This is a genomic window from Sphingobacteriaceae bacterium (assembly GCA_002319075.1).
GTDB lineage: Bacteria > Bacteroidota > Bacteroidia > B-17B0 > Aurantibacillaceae > Aurantibacillus.
In genome coordinates this window covers 431,958-447,431 of record NVQB01000001.1, presented here as the reverse complement: position 1 = coordinate 447,431, position 15,474 = coordinate 431,958, and the positions used below count along the sequence as shown (strand labels likewise).

Annotated in this window: 12 protein-coding genes; 9 read left to right on the top strand and 3 right to left on the bottom strand. The window is 38.0% G+C overall.

What is annotated here, in order from left to right:
• Positions 1-81: 81 nt before the first annotated feature.
• The 9 genes from CNR22_02110 (at position 82) to CNR22_02070 (ending at position 12,739) form a co-directional block, all read left to right on the top strand.
• Positions 82-786, top strand: a complete 705-nt coding sequence (locus CNR22_02110; protein ID PBQ30614.1) for a Crp/Fnr family transcriptional regulator — start codon at positions 82-84, stop codon at positions 784-786.
• Positions 787-1,341: 555 nt separating this feature from the next.
• Positions 1,342-2,367: a sensor histidine kinase gene (locus CNR22_02105; protein PBQ34787.1), complete on the top strand. Its 1,026-nt coding sequence runs from the start codon at positions 1,342-1,344 to the stop codon at positions 2,365-2,367.
• Positions 2,364-3,044 (top strand): DNA-binding response regulator, encoded by a 681-nt coding sequence (locus CNR22_02100; protein PBQ30613.1) that lies wholly within the window; start codon positions 2,364-2,366, stop codon positions 3,042-3,044. Before CNR22_02105 ends, CNR22_02100 begins: the two co-directional genes overlap by 4 nt.
• A gap of 17 nt (positions 3,045-3,061) precedes the next feature.
• The gene (locus CNR22_02095) at positions 3,062-5,014 is read left to right on the top strand and encodes a potassium transporter Kup (protein ID PBQ30612.1); all 1,953 of its coding nucleotides are present in this window, start codon (positions 3,062-3,064) and stop codon (positions 5,012-5,014) included.
• A 30-nt stretch (positions 5,015-5,044) separates the two neighbouring features.
• On the top strand, positions 5,045-6,394 hold the full coding sequence (locus CNR22_02090) for a sigma-54-dependent Fis family transcriptional regulator (GenBank protein ID PBQ30611.1): 1,350 nt from the start codon (positions 5,045-5,047) through the stop codon (positions 6,392-6,394).
• 427 nt (positions 6,395-6,821) lie between these two features.
• Positions 6,822-7,238 carry a hypothetical protein gene (locus CNR22_02085; GenBank protein ID PBQ30610.1) on the top strand — a complete coding sequence of 139 codons (417 nt, stop codon included), beginning with the start codon at positions 6,822-6,824 and terminating at the stop codon, positions 7,236-7,238.
• Positions 7,239-7,907: 669 nt separating this feature from the next.
• Positions 7,908-9,170 (top strand): hypothetical protein, encoded by a 1,263-nt coding sequence (locus tag CNR22_02080; protein ID PBQ34786.1) that lies wholly within the window; start codon positions 7,908-7,910, stop codon positions 9,168-9,170.
• A 402-nt stretch (positions 9,171-9,572) separates the two neighbouring features.
• Positions 9,573-10,937, top strand: a complete 1,365-nt coding sequence (locus CNR22_02075) for a hypothetical protein (GenBank protein PBQ30609.1) — start codon at positions 9,573-9,575, stop codon at positions 10,935-10,937.
• 77 nt (positions 10,938-11,014) lie between these two features.
• Complete coding sequence (locus CNR22_02070) at positions 11,015-12,739, top strand: PAS domain-containing sensor histidine kinase (GenBank protein ID PBQ30608.1); 1,725 nt, start codon at positions 11,015-11,017, stop codon at positions 12,737-12,739.
• A gap of 345 nt (positions 12,740-13,084) precedes the next feature.
• Here the strand turns inward: CNR22_02070 and CNR22_02065 are convergent, their stop codons facing one another.
• From CNR22_02065 to CNR22_02055, 3 genes are read right to left on the bottom strand one after another with little or no spacing between them, the layout of a single operon-like run.
• Complete coding sequence (locus CNR22_02065) at positions 13,085-14,419, bottom strand: hypothetical protein (GenBank protein ID PBQ30607.1); 1,335 nt, start codon at positions 14,417-14,419, stop codon at positions 13,085-13,087.
• 29 nt (positions 14,420-14,448) lie between these two features.
• Positions 14,449-15,045: a hypothetical protein gene (locus tag CNR22_02060; protein PBQ30606.1), complete on the bottom strand. Its 597-nt coding sequence runs from the start codon at positions 15,043-15,045 to the stop codon at positions 14,449-14,451.
• A 19-nt stretch (positions 15,046-15,064) separates the two neighbouring features.
• Positions 15,065-15,472: a hypothetical protein gene (locus CNR22_02055; protein PBQ30605.1), complete on the bottom strand. Its 408-nt coding sequence runs from the start codon at positions 15,470-15,472 to the stop codon at positions 15,065-15,067.
• Positions 15,473-15,474: the final 2 nt, after the last annotated feature.

The window sequence follows — 15,474 nt, the reverse complement described above, 5'->3', positions numbered from 1 at the left end:
TTAAATGTGATATAAGTCACATTTAGGTAAGCTGGATCAGAACCAGTAGCTTTACATCCTTTAAGGACAAGCCTCAGAGAAATGCAAAGCATCGATTTTCCTTTTGACAAATATAATTTCAACAGCGATTTTATCCTGGATGATTTACCCGAAGAAGATCTTCGACTTCTGAAAAAAAATATGATAACGCATATTTATAAGAAGGGTGAACGCTTGTTCAGAGAAGGCGGTTACCCAACAGGAATTTATTATATCACAAAAGGAAAAGTAAAAAAATATAAAACAGATAAAGAAGGACGGGAACAGATATTTTATGTTTGTAAAAGCGGTGAGCTATTAGGCTATCACGCTTTGATAAGCGACGAACATTACACAGACAGCTCCAGTGCGCTGGACGAAGCAACAGTGTCTTTTATACCTAAAGATGATTTTTTAAAAGCTATTCAAACGTCTTCTATACTTTCGAACCGCTTACTTAAATGTATGAGTCATGAATTTGGTGTTCTGGTAAATAGTATCACAATTTTTGCTCAACGCACGGTGCGGGAGCGCCTGGCACTGAGTTTACTTATTCTAAGAGACAAATACAAAAGAGAAGATCAGGACGGAAAACCTGTTGAATTAACACTATCGCGCGATGATCTCGCTAATATGGTTGGTACTGCCAGGGAAACATTAACCAGATTACTTCGTGACTTTAAAGTAGAAAATTTAATAGAGATCAATGGAAGAAAAATCATTTTAAAAAATGCTTTAGAGATTTCGAAGATTGCTAATTTGTATTGATACGCTGGTTGTAAGATGTTATCATGAAAACTAACCAAAGCCCTTGCACTTTTATGAACGCATAAAGTTTTTTTATGTCTCGCCACCTGAAATTTAACTGACACATCAGCCTGGTTCAGCTATCAATTTTGCCAGGCTGGAAATATGAATTCCGTACGCGGGTAGCCAGGAAATTTTTCATCTTACTGTGAAGATTGACTTTTTTAACAAGCCTGGTTTATTCTATCGCAAACGCTTTGATACACCCATCGCGCGACTTGAAGGGTAGTTTCATGTCCTCATCGTATGTATTTCAGTAAGCGAAATAAGACAGATTCACTAAAAGTGATATAGTAAAAACTTTTTTCGACACTGCAGAGGTAGTTTATTTCAGGCATATCTTCCCAATAATAACGCGATGCAAACTTTGCGGCCGAGATTTTTATACTTTAGGCCAAAATCTTTATAAAATCTTTATATCTCTATGTGTAGCTTTGTATCGTAAACGGAATAAAAAAATTGGAAGCTTTCTCTTTTAGGAAATTAAGTCTAAATAAACACTACGCGCTAAGTTTACTGTTCGTTCTGCTTATATCTATTACCTGCTATTTTTTTACCGGTTTAATCGGTTACAGAGTTGTGGCTTTGATATTAATGGTTACGGTATCGCTCATTGCCATGTTCTTCGAGATTGGAGCCGTGTTAACCGCTGCTATAGCGAGTGCGCTTCTCTGGAATTTCTTTTTTATTCCTCCCAAATTTACGTTAACCATAAAAGGTGCTGAAGACTCTTTGATGTTTCTTATGTATTTTGTGATTGCCCTGGTGAATGCCGTGTTAACTGCCAAAATACGCAAGATTGAAAAGGCTGCGAATCAAAAAGAGGAAAAAGAAAATACATTGAAACTTTATAATACTTTGTTAAATTCTTTATCTCACGAATTGAGAACTCCGATATCAACTATAATAGGAGCCTCTGATAATTTACAAACCATGGCGGATAAATTAACGGAAGTCAATAAATATGAATTGGTATCGGAAATATCTAAGGCCTCGTTGCAATTAAACCGACAGGTAGGTAATTTACTAAACATGTCACGTCTGGAATCAGGCGTTATTCAGCCCAAATCAGATTGGTTTGATGTGGGTGAATTAATTTACGATGTTTTAAATCAACTTAAGGATAATTTAAAGGGTAACCCCGTGCATGTTGCTATCAAAGATAATCTTCCATTGTTTCGTTTGGATTATGGTTTGCTTTTCCAGGTTTTACACAATTTAGTACACAATGCTATTACGTACTTGCCAAAATATGCGGTAATTACCGTTAGGGCCTTTTGTAAGGAAGATAAGCTGGTTCTAGTTGTGGAGGATACCGGCAATGGTTTTCCTGAGGGAGAAATAGAAAAGGTATTTGAAAAATTTTACCGGCTAAAAAATTCGGGAACAGGTGGAACGGGCCTGGGATTGTCGATTGTAAAGGGTTTTGTGGAAGCCATGAAAGGTGAGATTCGTTTACAGAACATGCCAGATGGCGGCGCTGTGTTTACAGTAGAAATTCCCTCTGAATTATCCTATATGAAAGCAACTACAAAAGTATGAACAGGCCAGAAATATTAGTGATCGATGATGAAGAGCAAATTCAAAAATTGCTAAAGATCACCCTTCAGACAAACGACTTTGTAGTGAGTAGTGCCTTGAATGCTTCAGAGGGAATGCTTCAGGCTAAGAAAGTAAATCCTGATCTTATCTTACTTGATCTAGGACTGCCAGATGAAAACGGCCATGAGCTTCTGAAAAAATTAAGAGCCTGGTATACAAAACCCATAATCATTTTATCTGCTCAAAGTAGTGAAGAAGATATTGTGAAAGCTCTGGATAACGGAGCAAACGATTATCTCGTAAAGCCATTCAGAACCGGGGAACTATTGGCGAGACTGCGTTCATCTTTGCGCACTCTGCAAGATGTTGCCGTAGAATCGAAAGCAGACCTCTTTATTGACATCAATTTGCGCATTGTGAAAAAAAATGGGGAACCCATTAAACTTACGGCAACAGAGTATGATTTATTGATACTGTTCGCAAAAAATGAAGGTCGTGTATTGACGCATCACTATTTATTACGCGAAGTATGGGGACCTGGTTACATAGACCAGTCTCAGTACCTCAGAGTTTTCGTAAATCAACTCCGAAAAAAAATAGAAACGGAACCTAACCGTCCTGAATACATATTAACTGAATCGGGTGTAGGCTACCGTTTCGTTGCAAAAGAAAATTAAAAACAGAAAGATCTAAAATGACAACACAACATCACGGCATTAATAAAGTAACGTTCGCAGGATTACTTATTACACTTGGAATTATTTATGGTGACATCGGAACTTCGCCTCTTTACGTAATGAGCGCTATCATTGGTAAGGGAGCTATCGATGCTAATATTGTTAAGGGCGCTATCTCAGCGGTATTCTGGACGTTAACGCTTCAAACAACAATTAAGTATGTGATCTTAACTTTAAGGGCTGACAATAACGGTGAAGGCGGAATTTTTTCACTGTTTACTTTGGTAAGGCGCAGCAAATATAAATGGCTCATCGTTCCAGCTATTATTGGGGGAAGCGCCTTACTGGCTGATGGAATTATTACACCTCCAATTTCAGTGGCCGCCGCTGTAGAAGGCTTACGGTTTTTTAGTCCTGAACTTAACACCGTACCTATTGTTATTGGAATTATATGTGGTTTGTTTTTTATTCAGCAATTTGGGACGGGTTTTATTGGCAAATTTTTCGGTCCGCTAATGACTATTTGGTTTTTGATGCTGGGAGTGCTTGGAATCACTCAGCTTTCTACAGACTGGTCTGTTTTAGAAGCTTTAAATCCTTACTACACTTATAAATTATTACAAACTCATCCTCTTGGAATCTTAATTCTTGGTTCCGTTTTTTTATGCACAACAGGTGCAGAAGCGTTGTACTCTGACCTGGGGCATTGCGGCAAAGGAAATATTCGGGTATCGTGGATATTTGTAAAATCAATGCTCGTGCTGAATTATTTTGGCCAGGGTGCATGGTTAATTGCACATCAGGGAGAAAAATTAGAATCTTTCAAAGCAAGCAATCCTTTCTTTGCAATTATGCCCGAAGCTTTTATGCCTTACGGAATTGTTATTGCTACGATTGCAGCAGTGATTGCCTCACAGGCATTGATAAGCGGATCTTTCACGCTGATAAATGAAGCTATGCGCCTTAATTTATGGCCTAAGGTGGAGGTAAAATATCCTACTGTGTTGCGGGGACAAATTTATATTCCTTCGCTCAACTGGTTATTGTTAGCAGGTTGTATCATGGTGGTTTTATATTTCAGGGAGTCGGCAAATATGGAGGCAGCGTATGGCCTGGCTATTGTATTATGTATGTTAATGACCACCACACTTTTAAATTTCTACATGCATTTGAAGCGTTATAATCCAATTTTTATCTACTTCACAATTACGCTTTATCTCATAATTGAGTCTGGTTTTCTTTACGCCAATCTTAGCAAATTTACACATGGTGGGTGGATCACTTTATTAATTGCCTGCACACTAATGTCAGTAATGACCGTGTGGCATTTGGCTAAAAAAATCCGCAACAGGTATGTGGACATGGTGAAATTTGACGATCATAAACAAATGCTGATCGACCTGAGTAATGACGATTCCTTACAAAAATATGCTACACATCTTGTGTATATGACAGGTGCAAATAATCCTGAGGAAATAGAAGCCAAGATAATTTATTCCATTCTTCAAAAGCGCCCTAAAAAAGCGGATGTATATTGGTTTGTGCATGTAGACGTGATGAATGAGCCTTACCGCATGGATTATAAAGTAACGCATATAGCGGATAATGATATCATTCGCATTGACTTTAAACTAGGTTTCAGAATAGCGCCAAGAATTAATTTAATGTTTCGTAAAGTGGTAGAAGATCTTGTAAAGAATGGAGAAGTGGATATAACAAGTCGCTATGAATCTCTCAATAAAAATAATGTGATTGGTGATTTTAAATTTGTGGTATTGGAGAAATTTCTCTCGTATGAAAATGATCTGCCTATGTTTGAGAAAGTAGTGCTTACTATTTATTTCTTTTTAAAACGTTTCAGTTTAAGTGAAGCTAAAGCCTTTGGCTTGGATAGTAGCTCTGTGAAAATTGAAAAATTCCCGATGGTGATAAAACAACCAAAAGAATTACATTTAAAAAGGCTTAGTTAAAACCGAGTGTTTTTTCCATAATTTACAGGAATGAAAAAAGGCTCCATACTTATTATCGACGATGAAGTTAAACTGCGCTCGTTATTTGCCCGCTTGATAAGCGCTGAAGGCTTTGATGTTCTTGAGGCATCAGATTGTAAAACCGCCTTAAAAAAGCTGGAGCAAAATGATATTGATGTGGTTTTAAGTGATGTGAAGCTTCCGGATATGAGTGGTCTGGAATTTATTACAAAAATTAAAACACACTACCCTTTAACAGAAGTTATTCTCTTAACAGCCTACGGAAATATTCCTGATGGCGTAAAAGCTATAAAAGAAGGTGCATTCGACTACATTACTAAGGGCGATGATAATGACCGGGTGATCCCCTTACTTTACCGCGCACTTGATAAATCTTTACTGCAGAAAAGGGTACGAGATCTTGAAAAACAAGTAAACCAGCGTTTCACATTTGATAAGGTAATTGGAAAATCGAAACCTATTTTAGAGGCCATTGAGTGGGCAAAAAAAGTAGCTCCAAACGACACTTCTGTTTTGTTAACCGGCGAAACAGGAACAGGAAAGGAAGTATTTGCAGAAGCCATACATGAGGCAAGTACCCGAAGTCATAAGTCGATGGTTGCATTAAATTGCAGCAGCTTTAGCAAGGAGCTTCTTGAAGGGGAGTTGCTTGGATATAAACAGGGGGCTTTTACGGGCGCCACTAAGGACAAAAAAGGCTTATTGGAAGAGGCCAATGGCGGCACTTTGTTTTTGGATGAAATTGGTGAAATGCCATTGGAGCTCCAGGCTAAGCTCTTACGGGTATTGGAAACAAGCGAATTCATTAAATTGGGCGATACGAAAACCACGAAGGTGAATTTCCGTTTAATTGCCGCAACCAACAAAGATTTAAACCTTGAAAGTGAAGAAAAACGATTTCGTTCTGACTTGTATTTTCGTTTGAATGTATTCCAGGTGCGTTTGCCTTCTCTGCGAGAGAGAACCAAAGATATTGAACCATTGGCGCAATTTTTTGTAAAACGTTTTTCTGCCAAAACAAATAAAAAACAATTAAACATTTCAAAAGAATTTCTTGAGAGATTAGAAAATTATCACTGGGTAGGTAACATTCGCGAGTTGCGTAATATTATTGAACGCTGCGTGATCCTTTGTGACTCAGACACGCTTACACCTGATCTATTACCTATCGAGATTCAGCAAGCAAGCGCTGAATTAAAAAATGGAGCAGCTTCCTCCTTTTCATTAGCCTCCATTGAAAAGCTTCATATCCAAAAAGTTTATAATTACACTAAAGGCAACAAAGCCGAAACAGCACGATTATTAGAAATTGGCATTGCTACTCTCTACCGCAAGCTCGAAGAATTCGGAATTAGTTAATTATCCTTCTCGTATTGATAACCAGCCTATCATTTTGATAGGCTTTTTTTATGACAATTAAACACGCAAAGTAAAAACTCTTTTGATAGCAAGGGTTTCAAGACAATCCGTTAGCATGGTACATGTCTTGTATTAGAGTGGCGTGAAACATTTGACGAAAATACTTCTGGTAACTCTAATTCTTAGTAAAAATCTTTACTTCTCACAGGGAGTTGCGAAAGGTCTGCATAGAAATCCAGATGATTGTTTGAAAGGAAAAACGATCTATACCGAAAAACAATCCCGTATCCGTTTTCATGATCTCTTTAAAAAGAAAATCAAAGTAGTAAACTATAATGTCTATTCTTTCACGAGATCAAATCGCCTCCTCCAACTTTCAACAAAGGACAACTAACACAACAATAAAATTAAACATAAACACAATACTATGAACGCAACTTTCGAATTACTCAAAATCAAAGCTGATCTGATGCTTAAAAAACACGCTATCAAAGAAAATGAAGTCCTTGATCTGTTAGGTGAAGAATTGCCTGAAATTAACTCTATGCTTGAGAAGACGGCGAATTCCAATAATATTTATACGGTCATTCAGTGCTTTGCTGATTTTACAAAATACATGGTAAACAGAGGAAACTTAAAGGAAGTAAAACACTGTTTTAATCTTGCAGATAAAATGTTGCAGGACGGCAACAAAGCTGTGCAAAACGCCATTGAAAATGTATACGTGTTCTCCGTATCCAAATGCCTTGACTTTGCTACGCCTTTGAGTTATAAAATTAAAGGTATTATGAATGCTGCTTTATTAAAAGAATACAGAAGACAAATTTTATCCAGCGGAATTTAATATGAAAATCTTACTCATGCTAATGCTCTTACTGTCTGGCCTTTTTTTTACTTTTCTTTTTACAGTTATTTTGCAATTCCTTCAGAGAAAAATATTTCTAAGTTTTTAAAAAGGAAAAGACTTTTTAACCCTTCTGCGGAAGAGTACAACTCCGCTTGATCAGGGGGGTCTTGCAAAGCTCCGTCTAATGGGTTTCCCGGAATCTTCGGAATTGAAAACGTAAATGTTTTGAAGCTCAACATCGCACTAAACGAAATGTAAACCTATCAAATTGATAATACCCTATCAATTTGATAGAGTGTTTTAATAGTGCAAAACTCAGGCATTGCCACAAGTATCTGACTAACAATTTTTTAAGAAATAAAATAAACAACGGCATTCTATTAGCAGGGTAGACGTCGATTAACAACCAATCCCTATGAAACAGCCTATGTTTTTAAAGCGAAACGTTCATTATTTGACAAGGCTATTGCCTGCTACCTATAAAAACACTAACAACTAAACATGAAAAAAATTGTACTCAGTATATCCCTTTTATGTGTGGGATATTTAGCAACCTCTCAAAACGATACTTCCCGTGTTACATCCGGAGGTTCTAAAAATGAAATTACTCCTGCCGATAGCAGTGATGAACAGGTAAACAGGCAGAAGGGTGAACCGCTCGAAGGCATGGATTGTACCTGGTGGAATGGGGGCGATAGGAGGTCTACTCCAACACTTCCCGGTAAATTTTTTACTCCTACAGTGATGCTGGATGCTAACTATACACATTCCTTCACTGATCCGATAGACAATACAGTTGTAGGCTCAACCGCTTTGGCACGCAACAACGAGATGCAGGTTTCTGCAGTGCATTTAGGTGGCGATTTTTACTACAAAGGAGCGCGTGCGCACATCGTAACCCAATTTGGTACACGTTCTACTGTAGTGCCAAGGAATGATTACAGCCCTTATCGTGGTCAATACCAGCTGGCTGATGTGTACCGTTATCTTGCGGAAGCAAATGCGGGTTATCATTTTAAAGTTCTGCATGGCATTAACATAGATGCGGGTATGTTTATGTCTTACATAGGACTAAACTCTTATTATCAAACTGAAAACTGGGAATACCAGGCTTCTTTTACTTCTGATAATACTCCCTGGTTCTTTAATGGACTCAGGATTCAGATCTTCGCTACTAAAAAATTAAAAATTGAACCCTGGATTATTAATGGTTGGCAAAGCTATGGGATGTTCAACAAACAACCGGGTGTAGGAGGAAATATTACCTGGTGTCCAAATGAAAATATTAAGATGTTAACCAATAATTATTACGGTGCGGATGCCGCTGGAATTCCAAACAGGAAGCGCTTCCATAGCGATAACAGTTTGCTCGTTAGATATGTAAATAAACCGAGATCGCATGGCGTGAGCAAAATGGCTTTCTCATTAACCGGCGATTTTGGATTTGAAAAAGGGGGTGGAGTTAACGGATTAAAAGATGACGTAGTAAAAGGTCCGGCGCAATATTTTGCGAGCCTCATGTTCTATAACCGTATGTGGTTTGCAAAAAATAAAATAGCGTGGACTATTGGTGGGGGCTACATGAGTAATCCTGGAAGGTACCTCGTACTGTATCCTACAGGTCAGGCCAGCCCTTTACCAAATCCAACAAATCCCACACAAACAGCCGGAGCTTTTCCGTTTAGTGCGAACCCTGGTGATAAATTTGAAGGATTTGATTACTCTACAAATATGGATTGGATGCCTAATGAACACATAACCTTCCGTTTAGAATATGTTCACCGACAAGCAAATGTCAATTATTTCGCGGGTCATGGCGGCGTTACGTCGCCTTCCGGATACACAACAACACAATTGCCTGCCGACTGGAGACCAGACTTAGTAAAGTTTGAAGACCGGATAATTTTTGCAGTATTATTCAGATTGTAGATTTTTAAATAGGACTAAAAAAGCAACCTGGTTACTATTTTATTGGGGCTGGGTTGTTTCGGTGTACAACAGTTTGCAATAAGAACATCGAATCGATGCGCATTCTATGGCCTTTGAGGCAAAGATCAATGCCGGAAAAGATGCACAAAAAAATGCCGTTTATATTACAAAAAAAGCAGGAGATTGAGAGAAAACGGGTGAAGTACAGGATATATGTGATTATAAGGAGGTTATCACTATTGGTTTAAGTGATCCAGCGTTTTTATAAAAAATGATAGAGAGCCAGGAAATCGCCACTTGGCTCAATACTAAAATAATTCTGCCAGGTAATAAAAAAGGAATGGCCCTGATATTGAACGATAAATAAAAAGCTGCGTATCTTTACCGTTACACACTACTGTAATGATGAAATTTTTTAAAACTCTTTTCTTTTTAACCGCGTTATCTACAACTATAAATGCGCAACAAGATTCTATTGTTCCCGGTAAAGTCCCTTTCGATGGCATGGATTTAACCTGGATTAACGGGCAAAGCCGGATCAGTAATCCAATATTAGTATTAAGAGATAAAAAAACGGGTGAAGCAATTATTACCGGAAGCGGTTACCTGGACGCGGATTACAATTACAGTTTCGCCAATCCTATTGATAACACAAATACAATTTCCTCTACAATCGGACGACACAATGAGTTTCACATTAACCTGGCAAGCGTTGGTGTAGATGTGGCCTATAAAAACATGATCGGGAGAATACTCCTTCAATACGGAGCAATGCAGCACATTGTGCAAGAGCTGGACGAAAGTGTAAATAGAGGAAGAAACACGGGTACCGGAAACTTAAAGTTTATCCGGGAAGGTGCAGCAGGCTATCATTTTAATAAGTGGTACGGCATCAATTTAGAAGCAGGGATTTTTATGAGCTACATGGGTTTAGAGAGCTACATGGTTCAGGATAACTGGTGTTTTCAGCGAAGCCTTGTTTGCGAGTTCACACCTTTTTATTTTCAAGGAGCACGGTTGCAAATGTTTCCTTCAAAAAAAGTTAAGCAGGAAATATGGTTATTAAATGGCTGGCAATCCTACAATAGCTTTGGAAATGCTCCCGGAGTGGGCAGTTCTACTTACTGGAGACCAAGTGAGAGCCTACAACTTGTAGCCAATTTTTATTATGGTCATGATACAAAGAGTCCGGATACTTTGGGACATCAATCCAAACGCGTCCGCTTTCATCATGATAATAGCATTGTGCTGAGATATTATAAAAGACCCGGCTCCAAAGGAATTTCTCAAATGGCTGTCAGTCTTAATTCACACTATGGCTTTGAAGACGGCAGAGACAAAGGCGACAGCATAACACCACGAGACCATTTCATGTATGGCACTTCGCTTTCTAACCGCATTTGGTTTTATAAAAACAAATGCGCTGTAACGTTAAGAGCCGATGTTGTATCTAATGGCGGCGAGTACCTGGCATTCTCTCCTTCACCCGTTGCACCAAATGCTTATACAGATGAGCTTGCTAAAAATCCTTCGAAGCCTTTGAACATTGCTCAGGGTACTGTTACGTTTGACTACATGCCTACAGAGTTTACTACTTTTCGTTTGGAATTTGGCTACCGGCAGGCTAACATGCCATATTTTGCAGGTCATGGAGGAACCACTTCTCCGTCAGGCTGGACGAATGGACCTTCCACTGTGCTACCCTGGAGGCCTGACCTTCAAAAATCAGACAGCAGAATTACGGCAGTCATAAATTTCAGATTTTAACTAGTTGACCGGAGATAGACATAAACTTACCGATACGGATATCGATCTTGTCATTCTCTCACTATAACTTTTTTAAAATGAAAATAAAAACAAAATTAAGTCTTGGATTAGGGTTATTGCTTGCACTCATAGTTGTTCTTGCAGTGATCGGCGCCCGTCAGGTTAACGTTTTGTCGGCTGACACTAAAAATATTTTAGACGCTAATTACAACACTTTGGATTATGCGCGCAGAATGTTGGTGGTGTTAGACGAAGTGGATACAGACTCTTCTGCCGCTAACAAATTTATGGAAGATTTGAATAAACAGGAAAACAATATAACCGAAGAAGGTGAAAAAGAACTGACGGACAAACTCGCAAAAGATTTTAAGGATCTTAAAAATAATCCTACTAAGGAAATACGCTATACATTTATAAGAAAAGACTTAACCGACATTATGTTTTTAAACATGCTGGCCATTGAACGTAAAAGCAACATTGCAAAAAAAACCGCGGCAGACTCTACCATTTGGATTGCCTTAACCGGCACTTTCTGCTTTCTCATAGCCTTTACTTTATTTTTAAATCTTCCGGGTACGATAGCAAATCCTATAAAAGAGCTTACAGCAAGTATAAGAGAAATTGCAGATATGAATTATAGTGAACGTGTGCATTTTGAAGAACACAATGAGTTCGGTGAACTGGCAAATTCCTTTAACAGTATGGCAAAGAAACTTGAAGAGTATAATAATAGTAACCTTTCCAATTTAATGATGGAAAAAAAACGTATTGAAACACTCATTAATAATATGCACGATCCGGTTATTGGATTAGATGAAAAGAAAATGATTTTATTTGCCAATAACGAGGCCTGTCGTATTCTGGGCGTGAAACCCGGGAAACTTATAGGGAAGCCTGCTCACGATGTTGCCATTGTAAATGATCTTATGAGAGCATTGGTAAAGGAGTTACTTAACTCAGAAGATCAACTTGAAGATAAAAAGCCAATGAAAATCTATGCGGATAATAAAGAAAGTTATTTTGAAAAAGAGATTATTGAGATTTCGGTGACACCTACCGGTGAAACAGAAGCAAAACATATTGGACACTTTATTGTGCTTAAAAATATTACTCCGTTTAAAGAACTTGATTTTGCAAAGAGCAATTTTATTGCCACGATTTCACATGAATTAAAAACGCCTATTTCTGCTATTAAGGTTGGTTTGCAATTGTTGGAGAATAAAAAAACCGGCGAGATCAACGAAGAGCAGCAACAACTCATTAGCAGTATTAAAGACGATAGCAATCGCCTTTTAAAAATCACAGGTGAGCTCTTAAATTTATCGCAGGTAGAAACAGGAAACATCCAGTTAAATATTCAGGCCAGCGATCCCATTCAAATTTTGAATTACGCTTTGGAAGCCGTTAAAATTCCAGCGGATCAGAAAAAAATAAAACTTAAAGTAAGAGCAAACGAGAAATTACCAATGGTAAAAGCAGATAATGAAAAAACTGCCTGGGTACTTATAAACCTCTTAACAAATGCGATTCGTTATTCGAAAGAAGAAAGTGAAATTTTAATTGATATTAAACAAAATCAAAATAGGGTTTTTTTCTCGGTAAAAGATTTCGGAAAAGGTATTGAACAGAAATACAAGGATAAGATTTTTACCAGATATTTCCAGGTGCCAGGAACCGGTAAGTCCGGCACAGGCCTTGGTCTGTCGATCAGCAAAGAATTTATCGAAGGTCAGGGTGGTGAAATTATGGTGGAGAGTAGTGTGGGAGAAGGAAGTACATTTAGCTTTTTTTTAAACTCATAATACTAAATAGTCATAAAGTAACTATGAAAATAACATGCTGTTAAGTTTGGTTTTCATTACTAAAAATAAGTGGCTTTGACATCATTCGCATAAAAAAGACAGGAATTGCTAAACGATCTTCACTGATTTGAAATTTAATTCCCTAAAGTAAAAACTCACTTGATCCTACACTAAATAGTTTCCCGTTTAAGTCCGCAATCATCATTCAAAAAAGATTACCACGCTATGCCTGCCCGAATTTTTTTAATTTACTCAAGCTTCTAGGCCTGCCGAAAGGTAGTGCAGACAACATGCGGAAAATTATTTGAAAGATGAATTGTATTCCTTCTGTTTGAATTTATTTTATTAAAATCCTATTGTGGCTTCTATCATCATGCCATTGAATTTTCCACCAGAACGAATATCCGTGATTGCAAATTTTTGATATTCCTGGTTAACGTATTCGGCTTTCACCATAATGTTTTTAGTGACAAACCACCCTAAAGAAGCCACAGCGCGGTTGATAGTTACATCAGGTGTGTTTAACGCCACTTTTGCAGTTAAAGAATTGTAACGAACACCTATCCAGAAAAGTTCACTGTTTCTTGGAAACCTATAAATTAAATCGACTGCATACTGCGTGGCTGTTCTCATTTTTTTCTCAGTGATCACTCTGCCCTGTGCCATTTCGTAAGTACCGAATAATTCGAGTCCTTTGTATTTAACGAAGGGATTAATCATAAAAGTGGTTACCTGTTGACTGAAGCGTGGATTGAAACGACCGGAAAAAGGATTGTCTGCAGCGGTGGCAGCAGTATTTTCCATGATATAGAAATAACGGCTTCCTGTTCTGTCTCCGTTAAACAGAGAGTTACTTGCTGCACTCTTCACAGCATAGATGGATCCCGTAATTCTAAATCTGAAGTCCTCCGTCACTTGTTTATCATATCCTAACTTTCCGTGAAATGCAGGTGGATATTTATTTAGCTTACCTGTAGCAGAATCTATTTTTGTGGGTTTAATTACAGTGGGATTTAATTGTCCATTAGTGATACCTACCATTGCAATGAAACCACTTTTGGGATGGAAATAAATCTCTCCGCCAATTTCAGTTGCGAAATCATCCATTATTAAATTTTCTATAAAGGGATTATAGATAGCATTTCCTCCATCTGATCTCCTGAAATGTTGATCTCCATAATCCAGTTCGTATTGCCCGGCCTTGATAGTGAAATTTTTCATAATGCTATCTGCCTTCGCGCTTTTAAAGAAAGGTAATTTGTCAAATTGTATGTAGCCGCCTTTTACCCATGTTTCTTCATGATGTCTCGATGAAAGGTACATCGTGAGATTCATCCGGATGCCGTCTTCCAATTGTGCATCGATATTTAAATTGGCCATGGCCAGGTTAAACCCGTTAGTAATTCCGGCTAGTTGGTTTGTATTAACTCCATTTACGATAACTGGCGTTGCGTTATTCTTATGACTAAGCATTTGAAAGTCTTGGGTAAAATTGCCCCCCACGCGCACTTTCATGCCTGTAAAAGGAGTTGTATCGTTTTTAGTGGTCTCGAAAGTGTGCAGACCCTTTTGATTATTAGGACGGAAATACTGCAAAGGGGTTTGTGCAAATACAATGAAGTTAATTGCCGATAATGCAAACAATGTTATTTTTTTGAAGAGGGTAGTGGATCTTGTCATATTCAATTTGTATTTAGCTGTGTGGAATTTTAATTTTTCAGGGCGAAATTTGTTTTAAACTCTATCGTGATCGCATCTCCGGTCTTTAAAGTTCCAAGAAGCGCTGTGGGAGGCTTAATCCCGAAGTCGCTCATCTTGATGGTCTTTGATCCTTCAAATCCCAATTTGGTTTTTTCGTAAATAAAAACTTTTACCTGGATATCAATTGCTTTCGTAACCCCTGCTATCGTTAAATTGCCTTTTGCAGAAATAGCCTTGTCATTGTACTTTGTAACAACTGCTTTTATCGGGGCTGTAAGGCTAAAGAGTATTTCCGGGTGATCATCGGCTTTAAGCGCTTTATAGGTGTTGTTATTCATAATGGCGCCCTCTTTGCTTTTAATAGAGCGCACATTCATTTTCATTGCAATAGAAGTGAGGTCGAAGGTGCCGTCACTGTTCCAGGTAACTACACCGTTACCTGTAACGGTATTAACATTCTCTGACCAGTCATGAAGATTAGATGTTCCCTTTATAGTTACAGTATAGTCTTTTTCAAGAGCATAAGTATTTGTAACCAGGCTGCCTGCATTTATAAAAAGACAAAGTACTGCTACGCTAAAAAGCGATTTAAAAATGGTTGTCATTCGAATTAGAATTTACAGATTAGGGGTTCATGCGTTCAAAGACCAGCCCTGAAATAATTCCCTGAAGAATAGCAAGTATAAACCATGTGCTCACAATAGCAAGGGAAACATTCATGGTAGAATAAATTAGCCACATCATGGGAAAAGTAGCAACCATCGCATAGATCACTCCGAACTCTACTCCCCGCGTAAGCAAAGAACCTGTTAACACGCCTTTAAATCTGGTCCAGAACCAGGATAGAGCCATACTTATTATAAAAGGATGCATGTAAAACAAGATGTTACTATTTTCTTCGGTACTGAACGCTGAGTCAAAGTATTCAACTGCCAGGTCGGGAAAAAGCAAGACTGTTAATCTTAATCCGATCTCACTTAACACTAACAATATACTACCTGCAGCAAGACCTGATGAGATTATTTTTTTCATGT

Coding starts and splice junctions, on each gene's coding strand:
- CNR22_02110 (PBQ30614.1), top strand. CDS start 82: ATGCAAAGCATCGATTTTCCTTTTGACAAATATAATTTCAACAGCGAT.
- CNR22_02100 (PBQ30613.1), top strand. CDS start 2,364: ATGAACAGGCCAGAAATATTAGTGATCGATGATGAAGAGCAAATTCAA.
- CNR22_02095 (PBQ30612.1), top strand. CDS start 3,062: ATGACAACACAACATCACGGCATTAATAAAGTAACGTTCGCAGGATTA.
- CNR22_02090 (PBQ30611.1), top strand. CDS start 5,045: ATGAAAAAAGGCTCCATACTTATTATCGACGATGAAGTTAAACTGCGC.
- CNR22_02085 (PBQ30610.1), top strand. CDS start 6,822: ATGAACGCAACTTTCGAATTACTCAAAATCAAAGCTGATCTGATGCTT.
- CNR22_02080 (PBQ34786.1), top strand. CDS start 7,908: ATGGATTGTACCTGGTGGAATGGGGGCGATAGGAGGTCTACTCCAACA.
- CNR22_02075 (PBQ30609.1), top strand. CDS start 9,573: ATGATGAAATTTTTTAAAACTCTTTTCTTTTTAACCGCGTTATCTACA.
- CNR22_02070 (PBQ30608.1), top strand. CDS start 11,015: ATGAAAATAAAAACAAAATTAAGTCTTGGATTAGGGTTATTGCTTGCA.
- CNR22_02065 (PBQ30607.1), bottom strand. CDS start 14,419: ATGACAAGATCCACTACCCTCTTCAAAAAAATAACATTGTTTGCATTA.
- CNR22_02060 (PBQ30606.1), bottom strand. CDS start 15,045: ATGACAACCATTTTTAAATCGCTTTTTAGCGTAGCAGTACTTTGTCTT.
- CNR22_02055 (PBQ30605.1), bottom strand. CDS start 15,472: ATGAAAAAAATAATCTCATCAGGTCTTGCTGCAGGTAGTATATTGTTA.